Origin of the sequence: Streptomyces sp. cg40 (assembly GCF_050320165.1) — a bacterium.
In the GTDB taxonomy this organism is placed as follows: domain Bacteria; phylum Actinomycetota; class Actinomycetes; order Streptomycetales; family Streptomycetaceae; genus Streptomyces; species Streptomyces hokutonensis.
The window spans coordinates 5233231-5253941 of sequence record NZ_CP190128.1; the positions used below are offsets into that span (position 1 = coordinate 5233231).

A 20711-nucleotide genomic window follows, 5' to 3' on the forward strand; every position below is an offset into this window, starting at 1 on the left:
GCATGTGCTGGAAATGACACGCGAGGCGTTCGAAGAGCTGGTGAGCGAGGCCCTGGACCGGATTCCGCCCGAACTGACGCGGGTCATGGACAACGTGGCCGTCTTCGTCGAGGACGAACCCGACCCGTCCGACCCCGAACTCCTCGGCCTCTACGAAGGCACACCCCTCACCGAACGCGGCGAGTGGTACGCCGGGGTCCTCCCCGACCGGATCTCGATCTACATGGGCCCGACCCTGCGCTACTGCGCGACCACCGAGGACGTCGTCCACGAGGTCGCCGTCACCGTCGTCCACGAAGTCGCCCACCACTTCGGCATCGACGACGACCGCCTCCACGAACTCGGCTGGGGCTAGGACCTGTCCGGACCCACTCCCACGCCCTGCCCCGCATAGACGCGCCCACTCCTGGGCATACGGGACCAATGGCCAGCGTCCCCGTCGCAGCCCTGAACCGCCTCCGCCGGGCCCAGCGCGCCCTGACCCACCGCTACCGCGCCCGCCGCCCCCGCCCCACGCTCGAACTCGTCCCCCAGCCCCACCCCTGGTCCCGCGCCCTCGGCCTCATCACGGTCGTCCTCGTCGGCGCCTGGCTCGGCCTGCTCGTCGTCGGCGACGTCCGCGCCCAGGTCGGCCCCATGAACACCACCATGACGCTGCGCCCCTCCCTCACCGGCGGCACCAAGATCAACATCTCCCCGCTGGGCGCCCTCTCCCTCGACAGCCACCACGCGCCCGTCCGCCTCGACGTCAACGTCGACCAGCTCGACCCCGAACGCTCCCAGGCCCTCGTCGACCACCCCGAGCGCATCTCCGGTCTCCAGGACGAGGTCGCCCACGACGTCGAGCACGGCACCCTCGACCTCGCCGTACGCTCCTGCACCGCCGTCGTCCTCGGCGCCACCACCCTCGGCCTCGCCGTCTACCGCCGCCCCCGCCGCGCCCTCACCGCCGGCGGCCTCGCCCTCACCCTCCTCGCCGCGTCCGGAGCGACCGCCTACGCGACCTGGAACCCCAAGTCCATCCTGGAACCCAAGTTCTCCGGACTGCTCTCCTCCGCCCCCTCCGTGGTCGGCAACGCGCGCAGCATCGTCACCGAATTCGACGTCTACCAGCAGGAGTTGGCCCGCCTGGTCACCAACGTGACCAAGCTCTACGACGTCACGTCCACGCTCCCCGCGTACCAACCGGACCCGACGACGATCCGCGTGCTCCACGTCTCGGACATCCACCTGAACCCCGCGAGCTGGAAGATCATCGCGTCGCTGGTGCAGCAGTACGAGGTGAACGTCATCGTCGACACCGGCGACACCATGGACCACGGCACGGCCGCCGAGAACGGCTTCCTGGACCCCATCGCCGACCTCGGCGTCCCCTACGTCTGGGTCAGGGGCAACCACGACTCCCTCGTCACCCAGCGCTATCTCCAGCGCATGAAGAACGTGCACGTCCTGGACGAGGGCCGGGCGGAGACGGTCGCGGGCGTGCGCTTCGCCGGCATCGGCGACCCCCAGTTCACCCCCGACCGCTCGGTCGCCCCCGGCGGCAACGCGGCCGAGGAACTGGCCGGCGACCAGCTCGCCTCCTCACTCCGCGACCAGCGGGCCGCCAGCACCCCCGTCGACATCGCCCTGGTCCACGAACCGTCGGCGGCACGCCAGACGGACGGCGAGGTCCCGCTCGTCCTCGCCGGCCACCTCCACCACGAGGGCACCGAGGTCATGAAGCACGGCACCCGCCTCCGCATCGAGGGCTCGACCGGCGGCAGCGGCCTGCGCGCGGTGGAGGGCAAGTACCCCGACCCCATCGAGGCGTCGATCCTCTACATCGACCGCGACACCCGCCGCCTCCAGGCCTGGGACGAGATCAGACTCGGCGGCCTGGGCCTGACGACGGCCGAGGTGAGCCGCCACCTCCCGAAGGAGAACCTGCCGGGCGCGCCCCAGTCGCCGAGCCAGTCCCCCAGCCCGTCTCCCAGCCCGCCCCCGAGCCCCTCTCCGAGTCCGGCGTCGGAGGCACCTGAAGAGGCTCCGTCGGGGACCCCGTAAACCGTTTTGGCGATACCTCCCGCCATCCCATATGCTTCTCACGTCCCCGACGCGCTGAGAAGCGCCCAGGCGGGCCGATAGCCCTCATCGTCTAGCGGCCTAGGACGCCGCCCTTTCAAGGCGGTAGCACGGGTTCGAATCCCGTTGGGGGCACGCAACACACTGTGCGAGACTATTCCCGCACAAGCTTGGTCCTGTGGAGCAGTTTGGAGTGCTCGCCACCCTGTCAAGGTGGAGGCCGCGGGTTCAAATCCCGTCAGGACCGCTGAGGTTTCCCCGGAAGCCTCGTGGCTGGGTAGCTCAGTTGGTACGAGCGATCGCCTGAAAAGCGATAGGTCGCCGGTTCGACCCCGGCCCCAGCCACCGGATCGAAAGCCCTGTCCCACCGGGACGGGGCTTTCGTCGTGGCCGGACGACACAGGGTGGGGCGCGATGGGCCAGGACACGGACCTCGAGAAGATACGCGCGCGGTACGGGCTGCTCGCGGTGGTGGGCAGCAATGTAGCGATCACCGCGGTGGCGATCTTCGGGGTGTGGCAGCTGGACGGTGACCGGGCGGTGATCGTGGGCGTGCTCTCCTCGGCGTTCACCGCGATGGCGAGTCTGACCACGGCGTATCTGGGGATCAAGGCCGTGTCGAACACGGCGCAGTCGATGGCCGGCAAGAACGCCGGTGCGGGATCGGGCACGGGTCAGGAGTAGCGCGGCGCCCGCCCCCGCCAATTCATTCGCCAGGAATTTCGCCAAGGTGAGATCCTGGACGGCGTATGTCTACGCACCCCGCCTCCGCCCCCGGCACTCCTGCCGCCCCCGCCCTCGGCGATCTCGCCCCCCGCCTGGCCGAGCTGACCCTGCGCGACGCGCACCGGCTCGGGCGCAGGCTCGAAGGCGCGCGCAGGATCCGTAAGCCGGAGGCCCGTGCCGCCGTGCTCGCCGAGATCGAGGCCGAGGTGGCCCGTGGCGAGGAGCGGATGGCCGAGCGGCGCCGTCGTATCCCCGCGATCTCGTATCCCGAGCAGTTGCCGGTCAGCCAGAAGAAGGCCGACATCGCCGCCGCGATCCGTGATCACCAGGTCGTGATCGTGGCCGGTGAGACCGGCTCAGGGAAGACGACCCAGATCCCGAAGATCTGTCTCGAACTCGGCCGTGGCGTCCGCGGCATGATCGGGCACACGCAGCCGCGTCGTATCGCCGCCCGGACCGTGGCGGAGCGGGTCGCGGAGGAGATGGACACCCCGCTCGGCGAGGCCGTCGGCTGGAAGGTCCGCTTCACCGACCAGGTCAACCAGGACTCCACCTTCATCAAGCTGATGACGGACGGCATCCTGCTCGCCGAGATCCAGACCGACCGCGAACTGCGCGCCTACGACACGATCATCATCGACGAGGCCCACGAGCGGTCCCTCAACATCGACTTCCTGCTCGGTTATCTGGCCCAACTGCTGCCCAAGCGCCCGGACTTGAAGGTCGTCATCACCTCGGCGACGATCGACCCGGAGCGTTTCTCGCGGCACTTCGGCGAGGCCCCGATCATCGAGGTGAGCGGCCGGACGTATCCGGTGGAGGTGCGTTACCGTCCCCTCCTCGAAGACGACTCGGAAGACTCCGACCGCGACCAGATCACCGCGATCTGTGACGCCGTGGAGGAGCTCCAGGGCGAGGGCAAGGGCGACATCCTCGTCTTCCTGTCCGGCGAGCGGGAGATCCGCGACACGGCGGACGCGCTGGTGAAGAAGAACTACCGCTTCACCGAGGTCCTCCCCCTCTACGCCCGGCTCTCGCACGCCGAGCAGCATCGCGTGTTCCAGCAGCACACGGGCCGAAGGATCGTTCTGGCGACGAACGTCGCCGAGACGTCTCTCACCGTCCCGGGCATCAAGTACGTCATCGACCCGGGCTTCGCCCGCATCAGCCGCTACAGCCACCGTACGAAGGTGCAGCGGCTGCCCATCGAGGCGGTCAGCCAGGCAAGTGCCAATCAGCGCAAGGGCCGTTGCGGCCGTACGTCGGACGGCATCTGCATCCGGCTCTACTCCGAGGACGACTTCCTCGCCCGCCCGGAGTTCACGGACGCCGAGATCCTGCGGACGAACCTCGCGTCCGTCATCCTCCAGATGACCGCGGCCGGTCTCGGGGAGATCGAGAAGTTCCCCTTCATCGACCCGCCGGACCACCGCAACATCCGCGACGGTGTCCAACTCCTCCAGGAACTCGGTGCGTTGGACCCGGGCGAGAAGGACCCGCGCAAGCGGCTCACGCAGACCGGCCGCAAGCTCGCCCAGCTCCCCGTGGACCCCCGTCTGGCCCGCATGGTCCTGGAGGCCGACAAGAACGGCTGTGTCCGCGAGGTCATGGTGATCGCCGCCGCGCTCTCCATCCAGGACCCGCGCGAGCGCCCCGCCGAGAAACAGACGCAGGCGGACCAGCAGCACGCCCGTTTCCGCGACGAGACGAGCGACTTCCTCGCCTTCCTGAACATGTGGCGGTACATCCGCGAACAGCAGAAGGAGCGCGGCTCCTCCGCCTTCCGCCGGATGTGCAAGCAGGAGTACCTGAACTTCCTCCGCATCCGCGAGTGGCAGGACATCTACAGCCAACTCCGCACGGTCGCCAAGCAGATGGGCATCCAGTTCAACGAGGAGGACGCCGCCGAGCAGAGCGTCCACGTCTCCCTCCTCGCGGGACTGCTCTCGCACATCGGCATGAAGGACGTGAAGGACGGCGCGAAGAACGAGTATCTGGGCGCCCGCAGCGCCAAGTTCGCGATCTTCCCCGGCTCGGCGCTCTTCAAGAAGACCCCGCGTTTCGTCATGTCGGCGGAGCTGGTGGAGACTTCACGCCTCTGGGCGCGCGTCAACGCCAAGATCGAGCCCGAGTGGGTCGAGCCGCTCGCCGGCCATCTCCTCAAGCGGACGTACAGCGAACCGCACTGGGAGAAGGACCAGGCGGCCGTGATGGCCTTCGAGAAGGTCACGCTCTACGGCGTCCCGATCATCGCCCAGCGCAAGGTGAACTACGGCCGCATCGACCCGGAGGCGAGCCGCGAGCTGTTCATCCGCAACGCGCTGGTCGAGGGCGACTGGCGCACGCACCACAAGTTCTTCGCCGACAACCGCAAACTCCTCACCGAGGTGGAGGAGTTGGAGCATCGCGCCCGGCGCCGGGACATCCTGGTCGACGACGAGACGCTCTACGACTTCTACGACCAGCGGGTCCCCGAACACGTGGTGTCCGGCGCCCACTTCGACTCCTGGTGGAAGCACAAGCGGCACGAGGAGCCCGAACTCCTGGACTTCGAGCGCTCGATGCTCATCAACGAGCGCGCGGGCGACATCAGCAAGGACGACTATCCGGACTCGTGGCGGCAGGGCCCGCTCAAGTTCCGGGTGACGTACCAGTTCGAGCCGGGCGCGGACGCGGACGGGGTCACCGTTCACATCCCACTCCACGTCCTCAACCAGGTCACGGACGAGGGCTTCGACTGGCAGATCCCGGGCCTGCGGGAGGAGGTCGTGACGGAGCTGATCCGCTCCCTCCCGAAGCCGATCCGCCGCAACTACGTACCGGCCCCGAACTTCGCCCAGCGCTTCCTGGCGACGGCGACCCCGTTGCAGGAGCCGTTGACCACCACCATGGCCCGCGAGCTGAAGCGCATGGTCGGGGTCCCCTTCACGGCCGACGACTTCGACTGGTCGAAGGTCCCGGACCATCTCCTCATCACCTTCCGGATCGTGGACGAGCGGCGCCGGAAACTGGCCGAGGACAAGGACCTGGAGGCGCTGAAGCTCCGGCTGAAGCCGAAGGCACGCCAGGCGATCTCGCAGGCGGCCGCGGCGACGGCGGAGCGCGAGGGCGGAGAGTCCCTGGAGCGCAAGGGCCTGACCGACTGGTCGATCGGCACGCTCACGAAGGTCTTCGAGACGCGTCGGGCGGGCCAGCCGGTGAAGGCGTACCCGGCGCTGGTCGACGACGGCGACACCGTCTCGGTCCGGCTCTTCGACACGGAGGCCGAGCAGGCCGAGGCGATGTGGAAGGGCACGCGGCGGCTGATCGTCCGCAACATCCCGGTCAATCCAGCGAAGTTCGCTTCCGAAAAGCTGACCAACGCGCAGAAGCTCGCGCTGTCCGCGAATCCGCACGGTTCGATCCAGGCGCTGTTCGACGACTGCGCGCTCGCGGCGGCCGACAAGCTCATCGGTGACTTCGGCGGGCCGGCGTGGGACGAGGAGTCGTACCGGAAGCTCTACGAGCGGGTGCGCGCGGAGATCGTCGACACGACGGTGCGGGCCGTGAGCCAGGTCCAGCAGGTGCTGGCCGCCTGGCAGGCCTGTGAGCGCCGTCTGAAGGCGGCGAACAGCCCGGCCCTCCTCCCGAACCTCGCGGACGTACGCGCGCAGTTGGACGCCCTCGTGAAGCCCGGGTTCGTGACGGCGGCCGGGATACGTCGCCTACCGGACCTGATGCGCTACTTGGTGGCCGCGGACCGCCGACTCCAGCAGATGCCGACGGGAGTCCAGCGGGACACCACCCGCATGGAGAAGGTCCACGAGATGCAGGACGAGTACGCCTGGCTCCTGGAACAACTCCCCCAGGGCCGCCCGGTCCCCTCCTCCGTCCGTGACATCCGCTGGATGATCGAGGAACTCCGGGTCAGCTATTTCGCGCACGCGCTGGGCACGGCGTACCCGGTCTCCGACAAGCGGATCGTGAAGGCGATCGACGCCGCCGCGCCGTAACAGCACCCGCACACAGGGTGAGTTCGACCAGGCGGGCCACCCTCCTGTACAGTCTCGTCTCGCAGCACAACGCACCATCAAGTGCCGCGAAACCAGGTCCTGTGGAGCAGTTTGGAGTGCTCGCCACCCTGTCAAGGTGGAGGCCGCGGGTTCAAATCCCGTCAGGACCGCAGTGAACGACCGAGGCCCGCAACTCTCCGGAGACGCGGGCCTCACTCGTACGCCCACCCACACCAGCCGCGCTCGCCACCCTGCCAAGGCGGAGGCCGCGCCCGCGGCGCAGCCGCAATCGGGTACAGCAAATCCCGTCAGGACCGCAGTGAACGACCGAGGCCCGCAACTCTCCGGAGACGCGGGCCTCACTCGTACGCCCACCCACACCGACCCCTGCTCGCCACCCTGCCAAGGCGGAGGCCGCGCCCGCGGCACAGCCGCAATCGGATACAGCAAATCCCGTCAGGACCGCAGTGAACCACCGAGGCCCGCAACTCTCCGGAGACGCGGGCCTCACTCGTACGCCCACCCACACCGACCCCTGCTCGCCACCCCGCCAAGGCGGAGGCCGCGCCCGCGGCACAGCCGCAATCGGATACAGCAAATCCCGTCAGGACCGCAGTGAACGAGACCCATCTCCTTCGGGAGGTGGGTTTTTTCGTGCACGCGCGGCGGCCTTTCTGCGCCGGCCCGCGCCACCCAGCCCGTCCGGCGTCTGAGGACGAGGCCCCTTCAGGGCCGATGGGGGTCTGGGGGCGGAGCCCCCAGGGACGGCGCCAGGCGCAGACGGCCCTCTTGACGCTGCCGCAGGCGCCCGGTACCCAGAAACCAGGCCCCGTTCCCGCAGGGCCACTGGAGGTGGCGTATGGCGGCTTCGGTCAGGCGTGAGACGCGGGCTCTGCTCCGTGCGCATCTGTCGGCCGCCAGTTCCTACCGCCATGTGACCCGGCACTGTCCGATCTGCCACCGGCTGCAGCGGCTGGCCCTGGACTCCCCTCCACAACCGGAGCCCGAGGACGATCCACCGGACCAACTCCCCTAGCGCACAGGGACCATGGGCAACAAGCCCCGCGGCATGTGACGGGTGTCACCGCATAAGTTTTTGAAACGGTGGAACTTAAGACTCGCCTACAACTGGTCAATTTAATATGTGCAATTGCACCCCTGTGAGCGATGGTCCACAGGAGATCCGACAGCCCTCCCCAGACTCCGACAAGGTCCCTCACAGGACCCCTCGGGAGCCGCGCAGGGACCCACGACCAGGCACAAAAAAGATCGCGCTGGACCCGGCGGAGTCCAGCGCGATCTACGACGCACCCTGTGTTCACATGTCTAAGAGCGTTGGGCGTGGGCCCTGTTGGGGCAGAACCCGCGTCGCTTGGAGCTGTGCTGTCGGGCGCTTGACCGGTTGGGGGACCAGCCGTTTCGCCCTTATTCAGTTGGTCAGGCTTCGCTGCGCTGCTGCGGAATGCCCGCGAGCAGTGCACGGACCTCCGCCTCGCGGTAACGGCGGTGTCCGCCGAGCGTGCGAATCGAAGTGAGCTTGCCGGCCTTCGCCCACCGCGTGACCGTCTTGGGGTCCACACGGAACATCGTGGCGACCTCAGCCGGGGTCAGCAGCGGCTCGGCATCAGGGGTGCGAGCGGTCATGAGCGGCCTCCTCGGGAGAACCGAACCTTCTCGGTTCTTTCCTCTAAATTCTGCACCTTGACCCGCGTTGCCCGAAATGGCGGACGCGAGTCGAGTCGGTTATAGGACGAACGGCATGTCCTCGGCACTACAACTACACCATCTGTCCAACCGCTACGGCCAAACCGATGGAATTGCCATCCCAGGTGTCCATCAGCGACGGAAGCCGATGGACCATGCCATAACGGACAGTCACACCACTGTGACGATCAGTCACAGGGTGATCAGGAGTCATCGAGACCCCCCAAAGCACGCAATGCTGAGATTCCGCCCACAACGGGACGGACAGAGTCCTCCCCGGACTCCTTGTCCTATTTTGGCATGAGGGCGGGCAAGGGGCGCAAGGGATCTGCACGTGCGATCCGTCACGCTTGACATCAATCGTCCGGATCGGGACCTACGTCCCGTGTTGACGAACCGTAAGAATCCTATGCGCACTTGTTCGAAGGTGTCAGCCTCGCGGGCCGCCGCCTCAGCTGCCTCAGTTCGCCGACCGCCGGTCCCGTACCGACCGCCACCGCTCCACGAGCCGCCCGTACGCCTCGCCGGCCGCCGCCCCGTCCCCGGTCCGCAGCGCCTCGATGCCCTCGGCCACGTCCGCCGCCGAGTGGTCGTCCTCCAGCTCGCCGGCCGGCAGGACGTGCACGAGGCCGCCGTAGTCCAGTTCCACCAGCGAACGCGGATGGAACTCCTCAAGCCAGCGCCCGACGTCCACCAGACCGTCGATCAGCGGCCCGTCGTCGATCGCGTCCTTCAGGGTCCGCAGCGCTCGCGCCGTGCGCCGCCGCGCCTGCACCATCGGCGTGCGGTAGCGCAGCATCGGCGGATCGTCCCCGGAGGCCTTGTCGTAGCGGCGCTCCTCGTCCCCGACGAGCACGAACCAGTTCAGCGGCACCTGCCAGGTCGCCGTGCGGATCCACGGCCGCGCGTCCGGGTTGCGGGCCAGCCAGCGCTCGTAGTCCTGGGTGGCCTGGTGCCGTACGAGCGGCGGCAGCACGGAGTCCAGGACCGACGGCGGAAGTTCCTCCGCGAGGTCCCCCAGTGCCTGCCAGCCGCGCAGCCGGGTGCGCCAGGGGCAGACGCAGACCACGCCGTCGACCTCGACCACGAAGGCGTCCGCGCTCTCGTGCACCGGCACCGCGACCGGCGGGGTGGGCAGCAAGTCGGCCAGCGCGCGGCGGAGTTCGTCCTGGTACGACGGCCGGTCGGGCCGGCGGGCGTAGCGCGCCCAGTGGCCGCGCTCCGGCTCCGGGAAAGCGGCCAGCGGTTCGTAGACCCGCAGATAGGTCGCGTACGGGACGGTCACCGAGGACACCTTCTTGGGCACGCCTGCTCCCTCCCCCGCCGACCGTGCGGAAAACCTTCGGAACCCGCTCACAAACGGGCGGGAAAACTATGCAAATCGTCGCACGGCCACCCCCCTGCGGTAGGTGATCCTGAACACTGCACCGATGGCGGCCACACCCAGGCCCTACGCTCGTGCCACGGCACCCGCCACCCCTATGGGGGCCTGTCTCCAACCGCCGCCACTTACCCAGGAGTCACCACAGTGACCGACGTAGACAACGGCGTCCTGCACACCCTGTTCCACTCGGACCAGGGCGGTCATGAGCAAGTCGTGCTCTGCCAGGACCGGGCCAGCGGCCTCAAGGCCGTCATCGCCATCCACAACACCGCGCTGGGCCCCGCACTGGGCGGCACGCGCTTCTACCCCTACGCGAGCGAGGCCGAGGCCGTCGCCGACGCGCTCAACCTCGCCCGCGGGATGTCGTACAAGAACGCCATGGCCGGCCTGGACCACGGCGGCGGGAAGGCCGTGATCATCGGCGACCCGGAGCGCGACAAGACCGAGGAACTCCTGCTCGCCTACGGCCGGTTCGTGGCCTCGCTGGGCGGGCGCTACGTCACCGCGTGCGATGTCGGCACGTATGTCGCCGACATGGACGTCGTCGCGCGCGAGTGCCGCTGGACGACCGGCCGGTCCCCGGAGAACGGCGGCGCCGGCGACTCCTCCGTGCTGACCGCCTTCGGCGTCTTCCAGGGCATGCGGGCCAGCGCCCGGCACCTGTGGGGCGACCCGTCGCTGCGCGGCCGTACGGTCGGCGTCGCGGGCGTCGGCAAGGTCGGGCACCACCTGGTGGAGCACCTGCGGGACGAGGGCGCCGAGGTCGTCGTCACCGATGTGCGCGAGGAGTCCGTACGGCGGGTCCTCGACAAGCACCCGACCGGTGTGCGGGCCGTCGCGGACACCGAGGCGCTGATCCGGGTCGAGGGGCTGGACATCTACGCTCCCTGCGCGCTCGGCGGTGCCCTGAACGACGGGACCGTGCCGGTGCTGACCGCCAAGGTGGTGTGCGGCGCGGCCAACAACCAGCTGGAGCACCCGGGCGTCGAGAAGGACCTCGCCGACCGCGGGATCCTCTACGCGCCGGACTACGTGGTGAATGCCGGCGGGGTGATCCAGGTCGCCGACGAGCTGCACGGGTTCGACTTCGAGCGGTGCAGGGCGAAGGCCGCGAAGATCTTCGACACCACGCTGGCCATATTCGCACGTGCGAAGGACGACGGTATTCCGCCGGCCGCGGCGGCCGACCGGATCGCCGAGCAGCGGATGCACGAGGCGGCCTCGCGGAACAGGTGAGCCGGTACCCGCCGGCGACGACTTCGAGAGAACTCTCACGTTCGTCGGCGGGTCGCCTGCCAAGAAGTGGTTAAAATCGCGGTTGACCAGCGAGGACAGGGCACCTCGCGGGTCCTGTGGCCCGGCACGTGCTGCGGGCGACGTACCGTATGGGCGCGGGCTCAGGTACCGTGGAAGCCCTACGGACCGGTCTCTCCACGGAGAGTCCGTTCCAGATCATGAACGCGTGTCAAGACTCTGAGGCCACCGAGCCTCGTATCCGAGGGGGTCGAGCCATGGGGCGCGGCCGGGCAAAGGCCAAGCAGACGAAGGTCGCCCGCCAGCTGAAGTACAGCAGCGGCGGGACTGACCTCTCGCGTCTGGCCAATGAGCTGGGCGCTTCGACTTCGAGCCAGCCGCCGAATGGCGAGCCGTTCGAGGACGACGACGAGGAAGAAGACGACCCGTACGCTCAGTACGCGGATCTCTATAACGACGACGATGAGGACGAGGACGACGAGTCCGGTCCTCAGTCGCAACGTCGCGGCGCTTGACGCAACAGCGTCCCTCCGCAGTTTCCGCGTATCCGGAACAACTGCACCTCACCCGGTCCGGGGCAACACCGCCGGACCGGGTTTTGTGCTGCCGTTCGGCAGGCGGCTGTTGTGATCAGACCGCGTAGTCCCCGACCAGCTCCGCGCCCGTCGCGTGGTCGCCGCGCTCGGTGATCTCGCCGGCGACCCAGGCCTCGACCCCGCGGTCGGCCAGCGTCTCCAGGGCGACGTCCGCGGACTCCTCGGGCACGATCGCGATCATGCCGACGCCCATGTTCAGCGTCTTCTCCAGCTCCAGGCGCTCGACCCGGCCGGTCTTCCCGACGAGGTCGAAGACCGGCGCCGGGGTCCAGGTGGAGCGGTCCACGATCGCGTGCAGGCCGTCCGGGATCACCCGGGCGAGGTTGGCGGCCAGTCCGCCGCCGGTGACGTGCGAGAAGGCGTGCACGTCGGTCGTGCGGGTCAGCGCGAGGCAGTCCAGCGAGTAGATCTTCGTGGGCACGAGGAGTTCCTCGCCGAGCGTGCGGCCGAGCTCGTCGATCCGCGCCTCCAGGTCCAGGCCGGCCTGGTCGAGCAGCACGTGCCGGACGAGCGAGTACCCGTTCGAGTGAAGTCCGGAGGAGGCCATCGCGATGACCGCGTCACCCGTGCGGATGCGATCCGCGCCGAGCAGCCGGTCGGCCTCCACGACGCCCGTACCGGCGCCGGCGACATCGAAGTCGTCCGGGCCCAGCAGACCCGGGTGTTCGGCGGTCTCGCCGCCGACCAGGGCGCAGCCGGCCAGCACACAGCCCTCGGCGATGCCCTTGACGATGGCCGCGACACGCTCGGGGTGCACCTTGCCGACGCAGATGTAGTCGGTCATGAAGAGCGGCTCGGCGCCGCACACCACGATGTCGTCCATGACCATCGCGACCAGGTCGTGGCCGATCGTGTCGTAGACGCCGAGGCGGCGGGCGATGTCGACCTTCGTGCCGACGCCGTCCGTGGCGGAGGCGAGCAGGGGGCGCTCGAACCGCTTGAGGGCGGAGGCGTCGAAGAGCCCGGCGAAGCCGCCGAGGCCGCCGAGGACCTCGGGGCGCTGGGTCTTCTTCACCCACTCCTTCATGAGTTCCACGGCGCGGTCGCCGGCTTCGATGTCGACGCCTGCGCTGGCGTAGCTGGCACTGGTCTCAGACATTGCCTGGGATCTTTCGCGTTGATTGGTGCGGCGGGGCTGCGGCGGTGCTTACGGGCGACGGATCGCGTCGGCCGCGGCCGTGGCGGCCGGACCGGCCGCCAGCTCGGTCTCCAGGAGCTGCTTGCCGAGCAGCTCGGGGTCCGGGAGGTCCATCGGGTACTCGCCGTCGAAGCAGGCGCGGCAGAGGTTCGGCTTGGCGATGGTGGTCGCCTCGATCATGCCGTCCAGGGAGATGTACGACAGCGAGTCGGCGCCGAGCGAGGTGCCGATCTCGTCGATCGTCATGCCGTTGGCGATGAGTTCCGCGCGGGTGGCGAAGTCGATGCCGAAGAAGCAGGGCCACTTCACGGGCGGCGAGGAGATCCGGATGTGGACCTCGGCGGCCCCGGCCTCGCGGAGCATGCGCACCAGCGCCCGCTGGGTGTTGCCGCGCACGATCGAGTCGTCGACGACGACCAGCCGCTTGCCCTTGATGACTTCCTTCAGCGGGTTCAGCTTCAGGCGGATACCGAGCTGCCGGATGGTCTGCGAGGGCTGGATGAACGTACGGCCGACATAGGCGTTCTTCACCAGGCCGGCGCCGAACGGGATGCCCGAGGCCTCCGCGTAGCCGATCGCGGCCGGGGTGCCCGACTCCGGAGTCGCTATGACCAGATCGGCCTCGACGGGAGCTTCCTTGGCGAGTTTCCGGCCCATCTCCACGCGGGAGAGGTACACGTTCCGCCCGGCGATGTCGGTGTCGGGGCGGGCGAGATAGACGTACTCGAAGACACAGCCCTTGGGCTTCGCTTCCGCGAATCGGGACGTACGCAGGCCGTTCTCGTCGATGGCGACGAACTCGCCCGGCTCCAGCTCGCGGACGTAGGCGGCGCCGCAGATGTCCAGGGCGGCGGACTCGGAGGCGACGACCCAGCCGCGCTCCAGGCGGCCGAGGACCAGCGGGCGGATGCCCTGGGGGTCGCGGGCCGCGTAGAGGGTGTGCTCGTCCATGAAGACGAGCGAGAAGGCGCCCTGGACCTGCGGGAGGACCGTGTGGGCGGCCTCCTCGATGGTCAGCGGCTTGCCGTCCGGGTCCTCCTGGGCGGCGAGCAGGGCCGTGAGGAGGTCGGTGTCGTTGGTCGCGGCCACGCGCGGGGTGCGGCCGCCCTCCTTCTTGGGGAGGTCGGCGACCATCTCCGCGAGCTGGGCGGTGTTGACCAGGTTGCCGTTGTGGCCGAGCGCGATCGAACCGTGCGCGGTGGCGCGGAACGTCGGCTGGGCGTTCTCCCACACGGAGGCGCCGGTGGTCGAGTAGCGGGCGTGACCGACCGCGATATGACCCTGGAGCGAACCGAGCGAGGTCTCGTCGAAGACCTGCGAAACGAGGCCCATGTCCTTGAAGACGAGGATCTGGGAGCCGTTGCTGACCGCGATTCCCGCGGATTCCTGGCCTCGATGCTGGAGGGCGTAGAGCCCGAAGTAAGTGAGCTTGGCGACCTCTTCACCGGGAGCCCAGACTCCGAAGACGCCGCAAGCGTCCTGGGGTCCTTTCTCGCCGGGGAGCAGATCATGACTGAGTCGACCGTCACCACGTGGCACGGCACCGAGTGTAGGCGAGATCGACCACTGGTCCGAATTCGGGATACACGCCTGCAATGGATCACTCCCCGACGGCACCGCTCCCACCAGCCAAAACACGGAGAGCGACGCTACGACGGCCCCGCCGCCCGCCCTACGAGGTGAGCGGTCGCACATCCTGCCGCGCCCGAACCGCCCTCAGGACATGATCGGCAACAGGGCCGCGAGGTCGGCCCGCTCCCCGCTGGCCCTGACCGTCGCCTCTTCTACGGCGTCCTTCCACGAGGTCCGTCCGGTCGCGAGCCGGATCCAGGTCAGGGGGTCGGTCTCCACGACGTTGGGCGGGGTGCCGCGGGTGTGCCGGGGCCCTTCCACGCACTGCACGACGGCGTACGGCGGGATCCGCACCTCCGTCGAACCGCCGGGCGCCTTCACCGCCAGCGCGTCGGCCAGCAGCCGGGTGCAGGCGGCGAGTGCCTGACGGTCGTAGGGGATGTCGAGACCCGGGACGGCCGCGTTCAGGTCGTCGGTGTGGACGACGAGTTCGACGGTACGGGTGACGAGGTAGTCGGCCAGTGGCATGGCACCGGCGTTGGTTTCGAGCAGCCGGTTGCCGGGGTGGGCGTCCAGGTGCCCGGTGAGGGTCCGCTCGATGTCGGCGAGGTAGGTGCCGAGGTCGGGGTGCCGCTCGGCGAGCGCACGCGTGAAGTCGGCGATGGCGGAGGAGTTGGCCGCGGTGGCGAAGGGCCAGTCGAGAAGCACGGAGTCCTGCGCGGGCGGGGCCGGCCGCTCCAGGGCGCGGTGGACGGCGGTCACCGCCATCCCGATGTGCGCGACGAGTTCGCGTACGGTCCAGTCGCCGAGCCGGGTCGGCGACGCGAGTTGCTCGGGGCCGAGGCCCGCCACCGCCTCCCGCACGTTCCCGAACTGGGCGAGTACCGCGGTGCGGGTCTTCGCCGGGTCATAGGTGCGGGCGCGCTTCTTGGCCGTGGGCATGGCGGGGAGCCTAGTGCTTGTCGGGAGCGGTCTCATGGCGTTTTCCGCGCGTCCGGGAGAGGGCCGTATCGGCGGTCTGTCGGAGGTGTCGGCGGTGCGTCGGCGGGCTGTCGGCGGCGGGTTGAAACCTGGCCGGGATCCCGTCGGACGGCCGTCCGGTGGGCCCGTCGTACGCAAGGAATCGTCATGACCACGCACGTCACGATCATCGGCGCCGGACTCGGCGGACTGACTCTCGCCCGTGTCCTGCACGTCCACGGCATACCGGCCACGGTCTACGAGGCGGAGGCCTCACCGATGGCCCGGATGCAGGGCGGCATGCTCGACATCCATGACTACAACGGCCAACTCGCCCTGGAGGAAGCCGACTTGCTGGACGCGTTCCGCGCCATCGTCCTGCCGGGGCGGCAGGCGACCCGCGTCCTCGCCCCGGACGGCACCGTCCTGCTCGACAAGCCGGACGACGGCACGGGTCACCGCCCCGAGGTGCAGCGCGGCGAACTGCGCCAGATCCTGCTCGACTCGCTCCCGGCCGGCACCGTGCGGTGGGGGCACAAGGTCACCGGGGTGCGCACGCTCGGCAAGGGCCGGCACGAGGTGGTGTTCGCGGAGGGCGGCACCGTCGTCACCGGTCTGCTCGTCGGCGCGGACGGCGCCTGGTCCCGCGTCCGGCCGCTGCTGTCCGACGCCACCCCGGAGTATTTCGGCCGGACCTTCGTCGAGACCTACCTCCACGACGCCGAGACCCGGCATCCCGCCGCCGCGAAGGCGGTCGGCGGCGGATCGCTGTTCGTGTTCGACAAGGGCACGAGCGGGCAGTGGATCGCGGCCCACCGCGAGAGCGGCGAGACGCTGCACGCCTATATGACGCTGGCCAGGCCGCTGGAGTGGTTCGACGGCATCGACTTCACCGATGTCGCCGCGGCCACCGCGCGCATCGCCGCGGAGTTCGAGGGCTGGGCCCCCGAGATCACCGCCCTGATCACCGACAGCGACACCGCTCCAGTACCGCGCCCACTCAACTCGCTGCCGATCGGCCACCGTTGGGACCGGATTCCGGGCGTGACCCTGGTCGGCGACGCCGCCCATCTCTCCCCGCCGGACGGCGAGGGCGCCAACCTCGCCATGCAGGACGGCGCCGAACTCGCCCTCGCCATCGCCGCGTACCCCGACGACATCGAGCGGGCGCTCACCGCGTACGAGGAGGCGCTGTTCCCCCGAAGCGCCACCGCCGCCGTCGAGGCCGTGGCCACCAACGAGGCCATCGGTACGGACCCGTTCGCCTTCTTCGACCAGGACGAACAGGAGGCGTGACGGACGAAAGCGTCCGTGGAGCGGTCATCACCGTGACCGCGTCCACGGACGCTTTCCACACCCGTGCGTTACGCCAGCAGCGCCGGGATCGTCCCCTCGTGCGCCTCGCGCAGTTCCGCCAGGGACAGCGCGAACTCGCCCTGGATTTCTACGGATTCACCGTCCACGACACCGATGCGCGTGACCGGCAGGCCCCGTGCGCCGCACATGTCGTTGAAGCGGAGTTCCTCCGAGCGCGGGACGGCGACGACCGCGCGGCCCGCCGACTCCGAGAAGAGGAAGGTGAAGGCGTCGAGCCCGTCGGGGACGATCAGGCGTGCGCCCTTCTCGCCCAACAGGGCCGATTCCACTACCGCTTGGATCAGACCGCCGTCGGACAGGTCGTGCGCCGAGTCGATCATGCCGTCGCGGGAGGCGGAGATCAGGATCTCGGCGAGGAGGCGTTCGCGCTCCAGGTCGACCTTCGGGGGCAGTCCGCCGAGGTGGTCGTGGACGACCTGGGACCAGGCCGAGCCGCCGAACTCCTCGCGGGTGTCGCCGAGGAGGTAGAGCAGCTGGCCCTCCTCCTGGAAGGCGACCGGCGTGCGGCGCGCCACGTCGTCGATCACGCCCAACACCGCTACGACCGGCGTCGGGTGGATGGCGACGTCGCCCGTCTGGTTGTAGAGCGAGACGTTGCCGCCCGTGACCGGGGTGCCCAACTGCTGGCAGGCGTCGGCCAGTCCACGGATGGCCTCCGCGAACTGCCACATGACCGCCGGGTCTTCGGGCGAACCGAAGTTCAGGCAGTCGGAGACCGCGAGGGGCTTCGCGCCCGTGGTCGCCACGTTGCGATAGGCCTCGGACAGCGCCAACTGCGCGCCCGCGTACGGGTCGAGCTTCGCGTAGCGGCCGTTGCCGTCCGTCGCGATGGCGACCCCGAGGCCGGTCTCCTCGTCGATGCGGATCATGCCCGAGTCCTCGGGCTGCGCGAGGACCGTGTTGCCCTGCACGAAGTGGTCGTACTGCGAGGTGATCCACTTCTTCGACGCCTGGTTCGGGGACGACACCAGCGCCAGGACCTGGGCCTTCAGTTCCTCCGAAGTCCCGGGCCGGGCAAGCTTGTTGGCGTCGTCGGCCTGGAGCGCGTCCTGCCAGGACGGGCGGGCGTACGGGCGCTCGTAGACCGGGCCGTCGTGCGCGACCGTGCGCGGGTCGACGTCCACGATCTTGCCGCCGTGCCAGAAGATCTCCAGGCGGTCGCCGTCGGTCACCTCGCCGATGACCGTGGCGATGACGTCCCACTTCTCGCAGATCTCCAGGAAGCGGTCGACCTTGGACGGCTCGACGACCGCGCACATGCGTTCCTGCGACTCGCTCATGAGGATTTCCTCGGGCGAGAGCGTGGAGTCGCGGAGCGGGACGTCGTCCAGGGTGACCGTCATGCCGCCCGAGCCGTTGGACGCCAACTCGCTTGTGGCGCAGGAGAGTCCGGCCGCGCCCAGGTCCTGGATGCCGACGACCAGCTTCTCCTTGAAGGCCTCAAGCGTGCACTCGATGAGGAGCTTCTCCTGGAAGGGGTCGCCCACCTGGACGGCGGGGCGCTTCGACGGCTTGGCGTCGTCGAAGGTCTCGCTCGCCAGGATCGACGCGCCGCCGATGCCGTCGCCGCCCGTGCGGGCGCCGTAGAGGATGACCTTGTTGCCCGCGCCGGAGGCCTTCGCGAGGTGGATGTCCTCGTGCCGCATGACGCCGATGGCGCCCGCGTTGACCAGCGGGTTGCCCTGGTAGCAGGCGTCGAAGACGACCTCGCCGCCGATGTTCGGCAGGCCCAGGCAGTTGCCGTAGCCGCCGATGCCCGCGACGACGCCCGGGAGGACGCGCTTGGTGTCGGGGTGGTCGGCCGCACCGAAGCGCAGAGGGTCGACGACGGCGACCGGGCGGGCGCCCATCGCGATGATGTCGCGCACGATGCCGCCGACGCCGGTGGCAGCGCCCTGATACGGCTCCACGTACGACGGGTGGTTGTGGGACTCCACCTTGAAGGTGACCGCGTAGCCCTGGCCGACGTCGACCACGCCCGCGTTCTCGCCGATGCCCACGAGCAGCGCGTCGGACTGGGGGGCCTTCTCGCCGAACTGGCGGAGGTGGACCTTGGAGGACTTGTACGAGCAGTGCTCGGACCACATGACCGAGTACATGGCGAGCTCGGCACCGGTGGGCCGCCGGCCGAGGATCTCCACGACCCTCTCGTACTCGTCCTTCTTCAGGCCGAGTTCGGCCCAGGGCAGCTCGACGTCGGGGGTCTCGGCCGCGTGCTCGACCGTGTCCAGAGGCGTCCGGCTCATGCGTTGACCAGCTTCTTGAGGATCGAGGTGAAGAAGGGAAGGCCGTCCGTGCGGCCGGACCCGATGAGCGGCTCGACCGCGTGCTCGGGGTGCGGCATGAGACCTACGACGTTCCCGGCCGCGTTGGTGATGCCGGCGATGTCGCGCAGCGAGCCGTTCGGGTTCAGGTCCAGGTAGCGGAAGACGACGCGGCCCTCCGCCTCCAGCTCGTCGAGCGTGTGCTCGTCGGCGACGTAGCGGCCGTCCATGTTCTTCAGCGGGATGTGGATCTCCTGGCCGGCGGTGTAGTCACCGGTCCAGGACGTGTCCGCGTTCTCCACCCGCAGTTTCTGGTCACGGCAGATGAAGTGCAGGTGGTTGTTGCCGAGCATCGCGCCGGGGAGGAGGTGCGCCTCGGTGAGGACCTGGAAGCCGTTGCAGATACCGAGGACGGGGAGTCCCGACTTCGCCTGCTCGATGACCGTCTCCATCACCGGCGAGAAGCGGGAGATGGCACCCGCGCGCAGATAGTCGCCGTAGGAAAAACCGCCCGGGAGGACTACCGCGTCGACCTGGTGGAGGTTCTTGTCCTTGTGCCAGAGGGCGACCGGTTCGGCGCCGGCGAGGCGGATCGCGCGCTGGGTGTCCCGGTCGTCGAGGCTGCCCGGGAAAGTGACGACGCCAATACGAGCGGTCACTTCGCGGCCTCCGCGACTTCCTCCACCTTGACGGTGAAGTCCTCGATCACGGTGTTGGCGAGGAAGGATTCCGCAAGATCGTGGATGCGGGCGAGCACGGCCTCGTCGACCGGGCCGTCAACTTCCAGTTCGAATCGCTTTCCCTGACGTACGTCGGAGATGCCTTCGAAACCCAGGCGCGGCAGCGCACGCTGGACCGCCTGGCCCTGGGGGTCGAGGATCTCCGGCTTGAGCATGACGTCGACTACGACGCGTGCCACTGGCACTCCCGGTGTTGTGGTGCTGAGCGTGTTCCTGCGGGTCTTCGACAGGTGTCTTCAGACTACCCGCACAAAATTTCTACGCGAGTAGATTGGTAGGAAGCTACGTGACCGCGATCACGATCCGGTATCGGACAGGGGAGTTCATGAAAAGTTACGGGAAAGATCCCCGATCAACGCCGGATACCTATTGCACCCGGACACGCGGACAGATTTAGTCAGGCTTCACAATGCATTGCCGGGCACTGTACAAATGAATTAGAAATAGCCGACACTCGGCACATCACCACAGCTGAGCTGTATGGAGTGCCGCACGAAGGGACCGATATTCGTGGCGCAGAAGGTCGTGGTCACTCTCTTTGACGACATCGACGGCTCGGAAGCGGCGGAGACGATCGCCTTCGGACTCGACGGCAAGTCGTACGAGATCGACCTGAATCAAGCCAATGCCAAGAAACTGCGTAAGGCGCTCGCGCCGTACGTGGACGCAGGTCGCAAGCGGTCGAGGTCGGGCAAGGCCTACCGCCAGACCGAGGTCGCCCCCGACCCGGCGGCCGTGCGCGCCTGGGCGCAGGCGAACAAGATGGACGTGCCGGCCCGCGGACGCATCCCCAAGAAGGTCTACGAGGCGTTCGCCGCCGCGCAGTAGAAGGACCGTGGGGCTGGGCCCGACGACCGGTCACCGGGCCCTCGGGGGAACCGACTTGCGCTGCACCCCTCCTGGTCAGCTAGAGTTCGGAGCACGCCGAGGGGCGAGGCCG

Annotated in this window: 17 protein-coding genes and 4 tRNA genes; 13 read left to right on the top strand and 8 right to left on the bottom strand. The window is 68.9% G+C overall.

The window, feature by feature from the left end:
* The first annotated feature begins 4 nt into the window (after positions 1-4).
* The 9 genes from ACQHII_RS23145 (at position 5) to ACQHII_RS23185 (ending at position 7818) form a co-directional block, all read left to right on the top strand.
* Positions 5-355: a metallopeptidase family protein gene (locus tag ACQHII_RS23145; protein ID WP_427921100.1), complete on the top strand. Its 351-nt coding sequence runs from the start codon at positions 5-7 to the stop codon at positions 353-355.
* Positions 356-423: 68 nt separating this feature from the next.
* Complete coding sequence (locus ACQHII_RS23150) at positions 424-2046, top strand: metallophosphoesterase family protein (protein WP_427921101.1); 1623 nt, start codon at positions 424-426, stop codon at positions 2044-2046.
* Between the two features lie 80 nt (positions 2047-2126).
* A tRNA-Glu gene (locus ACQHII_RS23155) sits at positions 2127-2199 on the top strand.
* 37 nt (positions 2200-2236) lie between these two features.
* A tRNA-Asp gene (locus ACQHII_RS23160) sits at positions 2237-2311 on the top strand.
* Between the two features lie 24 nt (positions 2312-2335).
* Positions 2336-2409: transfer RNA gene (locus tag ACQHII_RS23165), tRNA-Phe, on the top strand.
* Between the two features lie 69 nt (positions 2410-2478).
* Positions 2479-2748: a hypothetical protein gene (locus ACQHII_RS23170; protein ID WP_427921102.1), complete on the top strand. Its 270-nt coding sequence runs from the start codon at positions 2479-2481 to the stop codon at positions 2746-2748.
* Positions 2749-2813: 65 nt separating this feature from the next.
* Positions 2814-6782 (top strand): ATP-dependent RNA helicase HrpA, encoded by a 3969-nt coding sequence (gene hrpA, locus ACQHII_RS23175; protein ID WP_427921103.1) that lies wholly within the window; start codon positions 2814-2816, stop codon positions 6780-6782.
* A 95-nt stretch (positions 6783-6877) separates the two neighbouring features.
* Positions 6878-6952 (top strand) — tRNA-Asp (locus ACQHII_RS23180).
* 689 nt (positions 6953-7641) lie between these two features.
* The gene (locus tag ACQHII_RS23185) at positions 7642-7818 is read left to right on the top strand and encodes a DUF6274 family protein (protein WP_427921104.1); all 177 of its coding nucleotides are present in this window, start codon (positions 7642-7644) and stop codon (positions 7816-7818) included.
* Positions 7819-8219: 401 nt separating this feature from the next.
* Here the strand turns inward: ACQHII_RS23185 and bldC are convergent, their stop codons facing one another.
* Positions 8220-8426: a developmental transcriptional regulator BldC gene (gene bldC / locus ACQHII_RS23190; RefSeq protein WP_003949541.1), complete on the bottom strand. Its 207-nt coding sequence runs from the start codon at positions 8424-8426 to the stop codon at positions 8220-8222.
* 520 nt (positions 8427-8946) lie between these two features.
* Positions 8947-9792 carry a hypothetical protein gene (locus ACQHII_RS23195; RefSeq protein WP_427921105.1) on the bottom strand — a complete coding sequence of 282 codons (846 nt, stop codon included), beginning with the start codon at positions 9790-9792 and terminating at the stop codon, positions 8947-8949.
* 222 nt (positions 9793-10014) lie between these two features.
* On the opposite strand from ACQHII_RS23195, the gene ACQHII_RS23200 reads away from it, so the two are divergent.
* Together ACQHII_RS23200 and ACQHII_RS23205 are read left to right on the top strand one after the other, a co-directional pair.
* Positions 10015-11106: a Leu/Phe/Val dehydrogenase gene (locus tag ACQHII_RS23200; RefSeq protein WP_427921106.1), complete on the top strand. Its 1092-nt coding sequence runs from the start codon at positions 10015-10017 to the stop codon at positions 11104-11106.
* A gap of 275 nt (positions 11107-11381) precedes the next feature.
* Positions 11382-11639, top strand: a complete 258-nt coding sequence (locus ACQHII_RS23205) for a DUF3073 domain-containing protein (protein ID WP_019061825.1) — start codon at positions 11382-11384, stop codon at positions 11637-11639.
* Positions 11640-11754: 115 nt separating this feature from the next.
* On the opposite strand, the gene purM is transcribed toward ACQHII_RS23205, so the two are convergent.
* The 3 genes from purM to ACQHII_RS23220 form a co-directional block, all read right to left on the bottom strand.
* Positions 11755-12819: a phosphoribosylformylglycinamidine cyclo-ligase gene (purM, locus tag ACQHII_RS23210; RefSeq protein ID WP_427921107.1), complete on the bottom strand. Its 1065-nt coding sequence runs from the start codon at positions 12817-12819 to the stop codon at positions 11755-11757.
* 48 nt (positions 12820-12867) lie between these two features.
* On the bottom strand, positions 12868-14397 hold the full coding sequence (gene purF / locus ACQHII_RS23215) for an amidophosphoribosyltransferase (protein WP_427921109.1): 1530 nt from the start codon (positions 14395-14397) through the stop codon (positions 12868-12870).
* Positions 14398-14574: 177 nt separating this feature from the next.
* Positions 14575-15372, bottom strand: coding sequence for a sterol carrier family protein (locus ACQHII_RS23220; protein WP_427921110.1), 798 nt, complete (start codon positions 15370-15372; stop codon positions 14575-14577).
* Positions 15373-15558: 186 nt separating this feature from the next.
* Between ACQHII_RS23220 and ACQHII_RS23225 the strand changes: the two genes are divergently transcribed.
* The gene (locus ACQHII_RS23225; protein ID WP_427921111.1) at positions 15559-16686 is read left to right on the top strand and encodes an FAD-dependent oxidoreductase; all 1128 of its coding nucleotides are present in this window, start codon (positions 15559-15561) and stop codon (positions 16684-16686) included.
* 68 nt (positions 16687-16754) lie between these two features.
* Here the strand turns inward: ACQHII_RS23225 and purL are convergent, their stop codons facing one another.
* From purL to purS, 3 genes are read right to left on the bottom strand one after another with little or no spacing between them, the layout of a single operon-like run.
* Positions 16755-19013, bottom strand: a complete 2259-nt coding sequence (gene purL, locus ACQHII_RS23230) for a phosphoribosylformylglycinamidine synthase subunit PurL (protein WP_427921112.1) — start codon at positions 19011-19013, stop codon at positions 16755-16757.
* Positions 19010-19690 carry a phosphoribosylformylglycinamidine synthase subunit PurQ gene (purQ, locus tag ACQHII_RS23235; RefSeq protein ID WP_355910760.1) on the bottom strand — a complete coding sequence of 227 codons (681 nt, stop codon included), beginning with the start codon at positions 19688-19690 and terminating at the stop codon, positions 19010-19012. The genes purL and purQ overlap by 4 nt, the downstream gene beginning before the upstream one ends.
* A complete protein-coding gene (gene purS / locus ACQHII_RS23240) occupies positions 19687-19950 on the bottom strand; it encodes a phosphoribosylformylglycinamidine synthase subunit PurS (protein ID WP_020124274.1) in 264 nt (87 codons plus the stop codon). Before purS ends, purQ begins: the two co-directional genes overlap by 4 nt.
* A gap of 331 nt (positions 19951-20281) precedes the next feature.
* Here purS and ACQHII_RS23245 point away from each other — a divergent pair, with 331 nt between their 5' ends.
* On the top strand, positions 20282-20599 hold the full coding sequence (locus tag ACQHII_RS23245; protein ID WP_019073805.1) for a histone-like nucleoid-structuring protein Lsr2: 318 nt from the start codon (positions 20282-20284) through the stop codon (positions 20597-20599).
* The last annotated feature ends 112 nt before the right edge of the window (positions 20600-20711 follow it).